Raw genomic sequence first — 14,291 nt, forward strand, 5'->3', positions numbered from 1 at the left:
ATAGTTTTAGAGAGATATATGGCTACTACTAAGAAATATTGGAAAAGTACAGCGCAGCTCGATGAAAGCAATGAGATTGTAAAGAATCTTGAGCAAAACGAATTTGCTGCACCTATTCCTACTGAAGAATTTTTAGGGAATAACGAGGTAATGGAGGAGTCTTCAACTACACGTCGTGATTTCTTAAAGTATGTTGGTTTTAGTACCGCTGCAGCTTCATTGGCTGCATGTGAAGGACCAGTAATTTATTCTGTGCCTTACGTAAACCAACCAGAGCAAATTATTCCTGGAATGGCTAATTACTATGCAACAACTATCGCAGATGGTTATGATTTTGCTAGTATATTAGTGAAAACGCGTGAAGGTCGTCCTATTAAGATAGAGAGTAATAAAGATGCAAAATATCGTGGTCATGCAAATGCACGTGTTCATGCCTCTGTTTTATCTTTATATGATAATAATCGTTTAAAGACACCTCTTGTAAAAGGTGCTGAGTCTACATGGGAAACTTTAGATAAAGAAGTCGCTCAAAAGCTTAATGAGTTAAATGGCAAAACACTTGCAGTATTGACTCAAACTTTTGCTAGTCCTTCCACAATGGCTATTATAGAGATGCTTAAGTCGAAGTATTCTAATGTTCGTCACGTTACTTACGATACGGTAGGTGAAGATGGTGCGTTAAATGCTTTTGAGTCTAAATATGGTGTTCGTGGTCTTGCTGATTATGATTTCACTGATGCTGAGACTATTGTTTCGATAGGTGCTGATTTTGTAGGTAACTGGCAAGGTGGTGGGTTTGATAAGGGTTATTCTGCATCAAGAGTGCCATCTAATAAAAGTATGTCGCATCATGTTCAGTTTGAGTCTAACATGACTCTTTCTGGTGCGAATGCAGATTTACGTTATCCAGTAACTCCTACAGAGCAAAAGCATATTCTTGCTGCTTTGTATAGTAAGTTAGTTGGTGGTGCGGCTAATGTCTCTTTGAGTGATAAAGTTGCTAAGGTGGTTGAGCAAACAGCTCAAAAGCTTTCAAAAGCTGGTAGTAAAGCCGTTGTGTTATGTGGTCTTCCTGATCAAGCAGCGCAGCAATTAGTTCTTGCTATCAATGAAAAATTAAATAGTTCTATAGTAGATACTGCTGCTCCGATAATGACTCGTCAAGGGAATCGTTTAGCGGTGGATCAGTTGGTTAAAGAAATGCAATCTGGTTCAGTTGGTGCGTTATTTGTGGCTGGTGTCGATCCTATCTATAGTTATGATAATAGTGATGCTTTCGCGAAAGCGATGGAAAAAGTTGCCTTAACGGTTTCATTTGCCTCACGTGAAGATTCAACAGCGCAGAAATGTGATTATGTAGCTACAACACCTCATTATCTTGAGTCATGGGGAGATACAGAGATAAAGAAGGGAATTGTTTCTTTAGCACAGCCTACCATTCGTCCTATTTTTGATACTCGCCAATTACAAGATACTTTATTGAAATGGTCTGGTAGCGATCAATCTTATAAGGATTACTTAAAGCTATATTCTAAAAGTAACGGTGCGAGTTGGTCTCAAGCCTTACAAGACGGTTTCTTTACATCTAATGTCGGCTTGCAGGTTGATGAAAACGCATCAGAGTTTGTTGCTTCGGTTTCAGATAATAGCGCGCTTTCTCAGTTAGTGAATTCTAAAAAGCCTTCTGGTTTTGAATTGATATTGTATACTAAAACTGGTTTAGGTGATGGTGCGCAAGCTAATAACCCATGGTTACAAGAGCTTCCAGATCCTATTACTCGTACTACGTGGGATAATTATGTTACTATTTCGCAAATCGATGCAGAACAATTAGGTGTTGAAAATGAGAATGTAGCAAACGGTGGTTTGAACGGTAGTTATGTTGTGGTTAAAATGAATGGCGTTGAGCGTAAGTTGCCGGCATTAATCCAGCCAGGACAAGCTCAAGGAACTATTGGTATCGCTTTAGGATACGGTAAGACGGCTTCTATACAAGCTGAAATGCAGACTGGTGTAAATGCATATCCGTTCTTTAAGAGTGGTTCTTCAATCCAGGCTGTTACTGTAGAGAATGTTGGTGGAGAACATGAGTTTGCATGTACACAATTACAAAATACAATGATGGGTCGCGATATCATACGCGAGACTGATTTAACTACATATATAAACGGAGATAAACACGAGTTTAATCCGATGCCAGAAGTTTCTCTTAATCATATTGAGACTCCGGTAACTTCACCAGATGTAGATTTATGGACTAGTTTTGATCGTTCAACGGGTCATCATTTTAATATGTCTATAGATCTTAATGCTTGTACAGGTTGTGGTGCTTGTGTTATTGCATGTCATGCAGAGAATAATGTGCCAGTTGTAGGTAAGCAAGAAGTTAGAAAATCACGTGATATGCACTGGTTGCGTATTGATAGATATTATTCTTCTACAGATAGTTTTGAATCAGATGAAGACAAGAAAGATGGATTCGAAGGCTTATTTGGAGATAATGGATCTTTAGGTGGTTTTGGTGAGTTAGAAAATCCAGCAGATAATCCACAAGTGGCATTCCAGCCAGTAATGTGTCAGCATTGTAATCACGCACCTTGTGAAACTGTATGTCCTGTGGCAGCTTCTTCACATGGCCGTCAAGGTCAGAATCATATGGCTTATAACCGTTGTGTAGGTACTCGTTACTGTGCAAATAACTGTCCATATAAGGTACGTCGTTTCAACTGGTTCTTATATAATGGCAATGATGAGTTTGATTATCACATGAATAATGACTTAGGTCGCATGGTGATCAATCCTGATGTTACGGTGAGATCTCGCGGTGTTATGGAGAAATGTTCTATGTGTATGCAAATGACACAAATGACAATTCTTGAAGCTAAGAAAGATGGACGTATGATCAAAGATGGAGAATTTGCTACGGCATGTTCAAATGCTTGTTCAAACGGAGCAATTAAATTTGGTGATATCAATGATAAAGAATCTGAAATCACTAAACTTAAAAATAGTGACCGTATGTATCATTTATTAGAGGAAGTTGGAACTGAACCTAACGTGATATATCAAGTTAAAGTAAGAAACGCATAATAATTAAGGAAAACTAATCGATACATTATGGCTCATTACGAAGCGCCCATAAGAAGAGCTCTAGTTACAGGAGATAAGTCTTACTCAGACGTAACAAGAGATATTGCTGCACCTGTAGAAGGTGCTGCTAACAAACAATGGTGGATTGTCTTTACAATCGCTCTTGTAGCTTTTCTTTATGGAATAGGATGCATTATTTATACGATCTCCACCGGTATAGGTGTTTGGGGTCTTAACAAGACAATTGGATGGGCATGGGACATCACCAACTTTGTATGGTGGGTTGGTATTGGTCATGCTGGAACGTTGATTTCTGCGGTTCTTCTGCTTTTCCGTCAAAAGTGGAGGATGGCCATTAACCGTTCTGCAGAGGCGATGACTATTTTCTCGGTAATACAAGCAGGTTTATTTCCAATTATTCACATGGGACGTCCGTGGTTAGCCTATTGGGTATTGCCTATTCCTAATCAGTTTGGTTCTTTATGGGTTAACTTTAATTCACCTCTACTTTGGGATGTATTTGCGATTTCCACATATCTTTCAGTTTCTTTAGTATTCTGGTGGACAGGTTTACTTCCTGATTTTGCGATGATACGAGATAGAGCAATTACTCCTTTTAACAAAAAGATATATGGTATACTTTCCTTTGGTTGGTCAGGTAGAGCTAAAGATTGGCAACGTTTTGAAGAGGTATCTCTCGTTCTTGCTGGATTAGCAACACCGTTAGTACTTTCGGTTCACACGATTGTATCTTTTGACTTTGCAACCTCAGTTATCCCTGGATGGCACACTACTATATTTCCGCCTTACTTCGTTGCAGGTGCAGTTTTCTCTGGATTTGCTATGGTAAATACGCTTCTTATCGTAATGAGAAAAGTGGTAAGCTTAGAAAACTATATTACTATTCAGCACATTGAATTAATGAATATCGTAATTATGATTACGGGTTCTATTGTCGGTGTTGCATATATCACAGAGCTTTTTGTAGCTTGGTATTCTGGTGTAGAGTATGAACAATATGCATTTTTAAATAGGGCAACTGGACCATATGCATGGGCATATTGGGCGATGATGACTTGTAATGTGTTTTCACCTCAATTCATGTGGTTCAAGAAATTAAGAACAAGTATTATGTTCTCTTTTGTAATCTCTATTGTAGTAAATATCGGGATGTGGTTTGAGCGTTTTGTGATTATAGTTACATCTCTTCACAGAGATTATGTTCCATCATCATGGACAATGTTCTCTCCAACTTTTGTTGACATAGGAATTTTTATTGGTACAATTGGATTTTTCTTTGTTTTGTTCTTACTTTATTCAAGAACGTTCCCTGTAATAGCACAAGCAGAGGTTAAGTCAATTCTTAAATCAAGTGGAAGTAAGTATAAGAAATTAAGAGAACAAAAAGGAACTAATGTTGAATCGGACACCGCATCTGGTGACCCTATTGCTCATCCTTCAAAGTAGTAATTATGTCAGATAAAACTATACACGCTCTTTATACTGATGATGATGTTTTACTCGGTGCAGTAAAACAAGTCAGAGAAAAGCATTATCACATTGAAGAGGTTTTTACTCCTTTTCCTGTGCACGGACTAGAAAAAGCAATGGGTATTGCAGATACTCGTTTAGCCATCAATGCATTCCTTTATGGTCTCGTTGGTCTTACAGTGGCTACCGTAATGATGAATTATATAATGATTCAGGACTGGCCACAAAACATTGGAGGTAAGCCTAGTTTTTCTTATTTAGAAAATATGCCGGCATTTGTGCCTATCATGTTTGAGTTGACGGTATTTTTTGCGGCTCACTTAATGGTTATCACATTCTATCTTAGAAGTAGATTATGGCCGTTTAAATCTGCTGAGAATCCAGATGTACGTACAACTGATGATCACTTTTTGATGGAGATTGATGCTACTGGAAAAGATATTGAAGAAATGAGTAAATTTTTACATGACACTGGTGCTGTAGAAATAAAAATAATTGACAAAGACGCACACTAATGAATAGATATTTTCAAACGTTCATTTACGCCTTTGCTTCACTGATGATTATTTCATGTGGTGGAGATAGTAATGCAGTAGATGCTAAGTCAGACAGAAGTGTACAATACTTCCCTAATATGTACGAATCGGTAGGTTATGAAACCTATCAAGAAGGAGACATATTTGACGGGAATGTTGAGGCTCAACTTCCTGTAGAAGGAACAGTTAATAGAGGTTGGTTACCTTATGAATATGCAAACAGTAATGAAGGTTACGCTTCCGCGAAAGCAGAATTAAAAAACCCGTTGCCATATACAGAAGAAAATCTAGCTTCTGGTCAGGAATTGTACAATATATATTGTGCAATATGTCATGGTACTAAAGGTGATGGTCAAGGTCACTTAGTTAAGAATGAAAAAATACTAGGTGTACCTTCTTATGCAGATCGTGATATTTCTCAAGGTTCTATTTATCATGTAATGTATTGGGGAATTAACTATATGGGTTCTTATGCTTCTCAAACTTCTATTGAAGAAAGATGGCAAATAGCTCATCATGTTGATGCACTAACTAGAGACTTAAAAGGTCAAGACGCTAAGGATTTTGTTTCAGTTCAAGATGAATTGGAAATGGAATCTCAATTAGGAAATCATGCAGTCGATGATCATGGTGTTGAAATGCACGGTGAGGACGCTCATGAAGACGACCACGGTAGTCAAGTAGAAAATCATTCATCAACTGAAGGCGAGTAATCGACCACGAAATTTTATTATATGTACAAAGTTTCAAGTAAATTAAAAATTTTCGCATTTGTCCTTATTGGATTAGGGGCATTACTTACCGTAGGTGGGTTTTTAAGTGCGCCTGCCTCTGAGGATGCAGTAAGAGAAATGTTAGCAAACGATGCTTCACATGGCTATGGCCATGGTTCTACAGATACTCATCAAGTGGTTTCACATGATGCTCATGATGATGCACACGCTTCCAATGCTCATGGTGATGAACATGCATCTGGTCACGAGTCTGATCACGTAGAGCACTTGTATCATCAATTAGCAAACAAGCCTTGGTCAGCACTATATGTTGCTTGCTTTTTCTTTTTTATGATAGCATTAGGTTGTACCGCTTTTTACGCAATTCAGAAAGTTGCGCAAGCAGGATGGTCTCCTGGTTTATTCAGAGTTATGGAAGGTATCAGTAGCTATTTACTAGTTGGTGGTATATTAATGTTTGTATTACTTCTTGCTACTGGTTTAGGTGCTAATCATATTTTTACTTGGATGAATCCTGGTGTGGCAGAAGTAGGTCATGAAAATTATGATGCTTTAGTTGCAGGTAAAACAGGATTCCTAAATGTCCCTTTTTGGTTAATTAGAGCTGGTGCATTTTTAGTAGGATGGAACTTATACAGATGGAATATCCGTAAGTTCTCGCTTAAACAAGATGAAGAGCCAGAAGGAAATGTATGGTACAAAAAAGGATTCAAGCATTCTGCTATGTTTCTAGTTTTCTTCATTGTTACGGAATCTATTATGTCTTGGGACTGGATCATGAGTTTTGATCCTCACTGGTTCTCAACATTATTTGGATGGTATGTGTTCGCTAGTATGTTCGTTAGTGGTATTACAGTGATCGCATTAGTAACTATTTACTTAAAATCCAGAGGTCATTTAGAATTTATCAATGATTCACATATTCATGATTTAGCTAAATTCATGTTTGGTATTAGTATATTTTGGACCTACTTATGGTTCTCTCAGTTTATGTTGATTTGGTATTCTAATATCCCAGAAGAGGTAACTTACTTTATTACAAGAATAGAAGACTACAATATATTATTCTTTGGTATGGTTGCGATTAACTTCTTATTCCCGTTATTAATTCTTATGAATTCCGACTTTAAGCGTGTGAATTGGTTTGTTGTAACTGCAGGAATCTTTATCTTACTAGGTCACTATTTAGATATTTATGTAATGGTTATGCCGGCTACTGTAGGTGATTCTTGGTTTATCGGTATGCCTGAAATAGGCTCGTTTATGTTATTTGCAGGTATTTTCTTGTTAGTAATATTCAACACTATTTCAAAAGCTCCGTTACTTGCAAAAGGAGATCCATTTATTGGAGAAAGTAAACATTTTCACTATTAATTAATTATAGAAAAACACTGAAATGACTGCATTTCTTATCATATTAATTGCTGCTTTGTTTGTTATTGCTTTATGGCAAATTTCAAAAATTGTTCAGCTAGGAAAATCTCCAGAAGCAAACGGTGCTGATGGTGAAATCGCCAATGACGCCGATAATAATCGTCAAGGTAAATACATGCTTTACTTCGTTATCGCGATGTATGTAATGATGATTGCTTGTTTTATAGGTTATCAAGATTATTTCTTACCAGATGCTGCATCTGCTCATGGGGCAGAATATGATTCATTGTTATTATTGACGACAGTGGTTATCATGATCGTTCAATTTTTAACTCAAGCATTATTACACTGGTTTAGTTATAAATATCGTGGTAGAAAAGGTCAGAAAGCTTTATTCTATGCTGATAATGATCGATTGGAATTTATATGGACTGCAATCCCTGTGGTTGTTTTAGCTGGTCTTATTTTGTGGGGATTATTCTCGTGGAATGATATTATGGACGTAGATAAACATGAGGATCCGTTAGTAGTGGAAGTATATGCTTATCAATTTGGCTGGAAAGTTAGATATAGTGGCGCTGATAATACTTTAGGAGATGCTAACGTGCGATTTATCGAAGGAGCTAATATTTTAGGTATTGATCCTACAGATGCTGATGGTAAAGATGATATGGTAGCTACAGAATTACATCTACCGGTTAACAGACCAGTAGTCTTTAATTTCCGTAGTCAGGACGTTTTACACTCTGCTTACATGCCTCACTTTAGAGCTCAGATGAATGTTGTACCAGGTATGGTGACTAAATTTAGCTTTACGCCCACTGTAACTTCTGAGGATTATAAGTCAACTGAATTTATGACTGAAAAAGTTCGTAAGATTAACGAAATTAGACGACAAAAAAGTAAAGAATTAGAGGCTGCAGGTGATGTAGCTTTGGATCCTTATGAATTTGAATACTATTTATTGTGTAATAAAATATGTGGTGCGTCACATTACAATATGCAAATGAAGATAGTAGTTGAATCTGAGGAAGACTACAATAAGTGGTTAGAAACACAAACAACTTTTGAAACAACTTTAGCTAACGCTGAAAACTAAGATATATGGGACAAGTGATTGCAGCAGCAACAGAGCATGGACATGATGATGGTCATCACCATCACAAAGAAACATTTGTAACAAAATACATTTTCTCAACAGATCATAAGATGATTGCTAAGCAATATCTTATTACGGGACTTATTATGGGTGCTATAGGTATCTTAATGTCTGTACTAATGAGAATGCAGATTGCAAATCCAGAGCAACCAAATGTTATTTTTGAAGCGCTATTAGGTAAGTGGGCACCAGGTGGTGTAATGGATCCTAATATTTACTTAGCATTAGTTACTATTCATGGTACCATAATGGTATTCTTCGTTTTAACAGCTGGTTTAAGTGGAACTTTCTCTAACTTTTTGATTCCTTTACAAATTGGAGCTCGTGATATGGCTTCAGGTTTCTTAAATATGGTTTCTTATTGGTTGTTTTTCCTTTCTTCTGCAATAATGATTAGTTCTTTATTTGTTGAATTAGGACCTGCCGCAGCTGGTTGGACCATTTATCCTCCATTAAGTGCTGTAGCTAAGGCGATGCCTGGTTCAGGTATGGGTATGACATTATGGTTAGTTTCTATGGCTATATTTATTGCTTCTTCATTGTTAGGATCATTAAACTACGTTGTAACTGTCATAAACATGCGTACAAAAGGTATGTCTATGACTAGACTTCCATTGACAATCTGGGCATTTTTTGTAACTGCTATCATTGGTGTTGTTTCGTTCCCAGTATTATTTGCAGCGGCTTTATTATTGATAATGGATAGGAGTTTCGGAACTTCATTCTTCTTGTCTGATATTTATATCAAAGGTGAAGTACTAGCACATCAAGGAGGTTCTCCAGTTTTATTTGAGCACCTTTTTTGGTTCCTTGGTCACCCGGAAGTTTACATTGTATTATTACCTGCTTTAGGTATTACATCTGAGATTATTGCCACTAACTCGCGTAAACCTATTTTTGGTTATAGAGCGATGGTAGCGTCTATTTTAGCGATTGCGTTCTTGTCAACAATTGTTTGGGGTCACCATATGTTTGTATCTGGAATGAATCCTTTCTTAGGTTCAGTATTTACATTTACAACTCTATTAATTGCGATTCCATCTGCAGTAAAAGCATTTAATTATATAACCACGTTATGGAAAGGTAATTTGCAGCTCAATCCGGCAATGTTGTTTTCTATAGGTCTTGTTTCTACATTTATTACTGGTGGATTAACAGGTATCATTTTAGGTGATAGTACGCTAGATATAAATGTTCATGACACTTACTTTGTTGTAGCTCACTTTCACTTAGTAATGGGTATCTCTGCGCTTTATGGATTGTTTGCAGGAGTTTATCACTGGTTCCCAAAGATGTTTAACAAGATGATGAATAAAAATCTTGGTTACGCACATTTCTGGTTGACAGCGATTGGTGCGTATGGCGTTTTCTTCCCGATGCACTTTATAGGTATGGCTGGTTTACCTCGTCGTTATTACACAAATACTAACTTCCCTTATTTTGATGACCTTGCTGACACTAATCAATTGATTACATATTTTGCTATTGCAACTGCACTTGCGCAATTGATATTTGTTTACAATTTTGTTAAGTCTATCTTTTATGGTAAGAAAGCGCCAGCAAATCCATGGAAATCTAATACTTTGGAATGGACTACAGGAGATAAGCATATCCACGGTAACTGGGATGGACCTATTCCTCATGTTCATCGTTGGGCATATGATTACTCAAAAGTGAATGAAAATGGTGAGTATGTAATACCAGGACAGGATTACACTCCACAACATATTCCTTTGCAAGATGGAGAAGAAGAAATGAATCATTAATTATGATTCTGTCACATGAAAAAAGCCGCTATTTAGCGGCTTTTTTTATACATAAGTTTTAAGCTTCACCTCTTGCAGGATAGTGTTTGTCTTCTACAAAATCAATGGATTTGATAAGGTCAGCTATTTTAGGTCTTGCAAATGGCATTGTTTGAATCGATGCAAAGAATAAAGTCTTGTCAGGCTTGATTAAAAATATAGCAGGTTCTGAAAACAAGTCGGGTTCTTTGTCACTAATCGCTTTTGATAAGTAAAGTCCCCATTCTTTTGCAGTTTCTACTGGTAAATCATATCCTATGGTCAATCCTTCTACATTCCATTCCTTTGATGATTTTTCTGCTCTTTCCTTACTGTCCATGCTTATGGCTATCACATCAATACCTCTTTCTTTAAAGTCTGGCAAGTGATCGGTTACAGTTTCCAGTTGCTTTTTACATACGGGACAGTGATATCCACGATAAAATACGGTCAAGGTGTATTTATTCGGCTTTTGACTTTCTAGAGACCATTTAGTTTGGTCTATCAAAGTCACTTCTAATTTTGGGGTATGCTGTTTTGGTTTCATTATTTTTCTTTTAAGATACAAACGATGTTTTAGGCAAGGTCATAAGTTATTATTAAATTGAGTTAAGCTTTTGTTATTACGCTTTCGCGAAAGCGTAATAAATTCATCTCTATATTATCAAAGCAGCAGATTGAACATTATCTTTGATACATGAACGAACATTTAGATCCCACTGGAAGTCATTTCTCTCATGAAGAAAATGATGTTGAAAGAGCGTTAAGACCTTTAAGTTTTGATGATTTTGCTGGTCAAGATCAAGTGCTCGAAAATCTCAAAATTTTTGTTGAAGCTGCAAATCAGCGTGATGATGCACTCGATCATGCTTTGTTTCATGGACCACCAGGATTGGGTAAAACAACGCTAGCCCATATTCTTGCAAATGAATTAGGTGTTGGTATTAAAGTGACTTCTGGACCTGTGTTGGATAAGCCTGGTGATCTTGCTGGATTACTTACTAATCTTGACGAGCGTGATGTGCTATTTATAGACGAGATACATCGATTAAGTCCGATTGTTGAAGAGTACTTATATAGTGCTATGGAGGATTATAAGATTGATATCATGATTGAGACTGGTCCTAATGCTAGGACAGTTCAAATAAATCTTGCACCTTTCACCTTAATAGGTGCGACTACAAGATCCGGTTTACTTACAGCACCCATGCGTGCCCGTTTTGGGATTCAATCTAGATTACAATATTATTCAACAGAATTACTTTCTACTATTGTCACTCGTAGTGCAGAAATTTTAAAAGTGCCTATTGATGAAGATGCTGCAATAGAAATTGCTGGTCGTAGTCGTGGGACGCCTCGTATCGCTAATGCATTGCTGCGTAGAGTGCGTGATTTTGCCCAGATTAAGGGTAATGGTAGTATTGACCTTAAAATCGCTAAATATTCATTAAAAGCCTTAAATGTGGATGCAAATGGTCTTGATGAGATGGATAATAAAATCTTACTGACTATTATCGATAAGTTCAAAGGTGGACCGGTAGGGCTAACAACTATTGCAACTGCTGTGTCTGAAAGTGCAGAAACTATTGAAGAAGTGTACGAACCATTTTTAATTCAACAAGGCTTTATTATGCGCACACCTCGTGGGCGTGAAGTGACTGAGCTAGCTTATAAACATTTAGGTAAGATTAAAGGAAATGCATTAGGAGGTTTATTTGACAATCAATGAAAGAAATAGCTCAGGTTCCAGCACTTACTTTTTTAGCTAAATCCAGACAGATTTACAAAGATCCATTACCATTCCACAGAGAGAATTTTGAGAAGTATGGGAATACCTTTAAGATAAGTCCTAAGCCGGGACTTATGATTCACTTTACCTGTGATGAGAAAATCACACAGCACATTCTCCAAAAGAATCAAAAGAATTATCATAAATCATCTTTACAGACAGAGGATTTAGGAAAGTATATAGGTCATGGGTTATTGACGGAAAATGGTGAAAAGTGGAGAGCAAACAGAAAATTGATCCAGCCAGCATTTTATAAAAGTTCTATTAATAACTTTATGGCTACTATGGATGTGGTAGTTAAAGAAGAGCTCGATCGCATTCAACTAGATGAGATTACAGATGTTTATGCCATTTTTAATGATCTTGCTTTTAAGGTTGTGGCAAGAAGTTTATTTGATTTTGCTGACATAGAGAACTTAGAACAAAAGATTTCTAGACTTCAAGAAATTACAGAGCAAGCTCAAAAGATGTTGATCAAAGAACTGCGTATCCCATGGATGAAGTGGTACTTTGATAGAGAGTGGCTATCTGGAACAAATAGTGTTCCTCATGCATTGGCAATGGTCGATGAAGCGAGAGATATACTGCGTATTATTATAAATAACCGTCGTGATAGTAAGAATGAACCTGGTGACTTACTGGATATGTTACTTCATAGTACTTATGAGGATGGAAGTCACATGGATGATGATCAACTAGTAGATGAGATTCTAGTATTATTTATTGCTGGACATGAAACCACGGCAAACGCTTTAAGCTTTGCAGCGCAATTACTAGCGCATCATCCAGAAACAATAGAAAAGGCTAGAGAAGATGTTTCAAAAGCCAATCTTGACGAAACACTAATGAACCAATTGATGGCCATGCCATATCTCAAGCAATGCGTGGAAGAAACGCTAAGATTGTATCCACCAGCTTATGTAACGGATCGTGTAGCGCTAGAGGCAGATGAATGTGAAGATATAGTTATAGAGAAAGAAAGCATTTGGTTGGTTTCTTTTTATGAAATGCATCGACGTAAAGACTTATGGGGAAATCCAGAAGCTTTTGATCCATCCAGATTTGAAGCTCAAAAAGCTAAAGCCTACCGAGATTTCTATTTTCCATTTGGCGCTGGACCTCGGATGTGTGTAGGGAATAATTTTGCCATGATGGAAATGATGCTGGTCATAAGAAGAATGGTAGAACGTTTTGAAATCACAACCGTTCAAGATCATATTGATTACCATCCACTGATCACTTTGAAGCCTAAGAATGCTAACTTGGTTTTTCAAAGTAGATAATAAGTTTACTTTTTAGTATTTTCTTAAACATTACATTTTTGTAAAAAGACCTAAGAGAGTTTTGCGTAAAAAATGAATAACATTAAGTGTTTAAGCATTGTCTATAATGTTGTCTTAAAGTTGAATAGCTATATTTACTAATTATGTAATAGTTTGTAAATCAATTGATTGTGTTGTATTAAGAAGTTAACTTATTTTTCGTTAACCTTTCTTTAACATTTTTAAAAGTAAATTCCTATAAGTTTAGGTAATCAAAATTGCTAGTGATTCTTCCCTAACTAGTTGAGTAAAATTATAATCTTATTAGATCATTAAACATGTGCTTACGCGCACTGTATATAAATATGCACTTTATGCATAGCAAAAAAGATGATTTGATATGAATCTATTAAATAATTTGTTATGAAAACACTACTCACTACTATAGTTATCATATTGATAACTTCATGTAACACAGATGATATCCAGTCAGAAGAAAGTTAGTTACCACCTATCACCATGACAGGAGAAAATACCTTTGGTTGTTTGATTGAAGGTAAGTTTTTTAGGCCTCGTGATGGAACGGGTACTTTCAATACAGAAGATAGAGGTTTGAGAGTTATTGGAGGCGGTAATCAAAGTATTGAATTAGATGCAAGAGATTTTAAAAGTATTAAAACGGCATCAATTTTAATCCACTTAGAAAACCTTATTGAAACTGGAGAAGGCAATTACCAATTAAATAGTTCAAATAGATTTAGAGGGCTGGATGGTAACAATAATAACTATATGCATTGTACAATTTGGGGTGATAAGGCTCAAACATATCAACAATATCTATCATTCGACCAATCAGGAATAGTTTCATTAACAAAATTTGAAGTTATTCAGAATGTACAAACAATAAGGTCTGGAACATTTCGAGGTAATTTAGTTCGTTTTAATAATCCAACAGATACTATAAGTGTCTCAATTGGTAGATTTGATATTAAAACGCCTCAATTATTCGATGTTTCATTTCCATAAACAAGACTGCCGCTGTAACGGCAGTCTATAAACATTTAACAGTAAC

General features: G+C 36.4%; 11 protein-coding genes. 10 read left to right on the forward strand and 1 reads right to left on the reverse strand.

Annotated features, from left to right (window positions below; genetic code table 11):
• Positions 1-18: 18 nt before the first annotated feature.
• From IL45_RS11145 to IL45_RS11175, 7 genes are read left to right on the forward strand one after another with little or no spacing between them, the layout of a single operon-like run.
• Entirely contained in the window at positions 19-3,090 is a 3,072-nt protein-coding gene (locus IL45_RS11145) for a TAT-variant-translocated molybdopterin oxidoreductase (protein WP_036583896.1), read from the forward strand.
• 27 nt (positions 3,091-3,117) lie between these two features.
• Entirely contained in the window at positions 3,118-4,557 is a 1,440-nt protein-coding gene (gene nrfD, locus IL45_RS11150; protein WP_006796172.1) for an NrfD/PsrC family molybdoenzyme membrane anchor subunit, read from the forward strand.
• A 5-nt stretch (positions 4,558-4,562) separates the two neighbouring features.
• Entirely contained in the window at positions 4,563-5,096 is a 534-nt protein-coding gene (locus IL45_RS11155) for a DUF3341 domain-containing protein (protein WP_036583899.1), read from the forward strand.
• Entirely contained in the window at positions 5,096-5,830 is a 735-nt protein-coding gene (locus tag IL45_RS11160) for a c-type cytochrome (RefSeq protein ID WP_036583902.1), read from the forward strand. The genes IL45_RS11155 and IL45_RS11160 overlap by 1 nt, the downstream gene beginning before the upstream one ends.
• Positions 5,831-5,851: 21 nt before the next feature.
• Positions 5,852-7,225, forward strand: a complete 1,374-nt coding sequence (locus tag IL45_RS11165; protein ID WP_036583904.1) for a hypothetical protein — start codon at positions 5,852-5,854, stop codon at positions 7,223-7,225.
• Positions 7,226-7,247: 22 nt separating this feature from the next.
• Complete coding sequence (locus IL45_RS11170) at positions 7,248-8,324, forward strand: cytochrome c oxidase subunit II (RefSeq protein ID WP_036583907.1); 1,077 nt, start codon at positions 7,248-7,250, stop codon at positions 8,322-8,324.
• A 5-nt stretch (positions 8,325-8,329) separates the two neighbouring features.
• Positions 8,330-10,150 (forward strand): cytochrome c oxidase subunit I, encoded by a 1,821-nt coding sequence (locus IL45_RS11175; protein ID WP_051788717.1) that lies wholly within the window; start codon positions 8,330-8,332, stop codon positions 10,148-10,150.
• Positions 10,151-10,208: 58 nt separating this feature from the next.
• Here IL45_RS11175 and IL45_RS11180 read toward each other — a convergent pair whose 3' ends face one another.
• Positions 10,209-10,715 (reverse strand): peroxiredoxin-like family protein, encoded by a 507-nt coding sequence (locus IL45_RS11180; protein WP_036583910.1) that lies wholly within the window; start codon positions 10,713-10,715, stop codon positions 10,209-10,211.
• A 150-nt stretch (positions 10,716-10,865) separates the two neighbouring features.
• Here IL45_RS11180 and ruvB point away from each other — a divergent pair, with 150 nt between their 5' ends.
• From ruvB to IL45_RS11195, 3 genes are all read left to right on the forward strand, one after another.
• Positions 10,866-11,897, forward strand: coding sequence for a Holliday junction branch migration DNA helicase RuvB (gene ruvB, locus IL45_RS11185; RefSeq protein ID WP_036583913.1), 1,032 nt, complete (start codon positions 10,866-10,868; stop codon positions 11,895-11,897).
• Complete coding sequence (locus IL45_RS11190; RefSeq protein WP_036583916.1) at positions 11,894-13,240, forward strand: cytochrome P450; 1,347 nt, start codon at positions 11,894-11,896, stop codon at positions 13,238-13,240. The genes ruvB and IL45_RS11190 overlap by 4 nt, the downstream gene beginning before the upstream one ends.
• Positions 13,241-13,738: 498 nt before the next feature.
• Positions 13,739-14,245: a hypothetical protein gene (locus tag IL45_RS11195; RefSeq protein ID WP_036583919.1), complete on the forward strand. Its 507-nt coding sequence runs from the start codon at positions 13,739-13,741 to the stop codon at positions 14,243-14,245.
• The last annotated feature ends 46 nt before the right edge of the window (positions 14,246-14,291 follow it).

The organism is Nonlabens ulvanivorans (genome assembly GCF_000732625.1).
GTDB lineage: Bacteria > Bacteroidota > Bacteroidia > Flavobacteriales > Flavobacteriaceae > Nonlabens > Nonlabens ulvanivorans.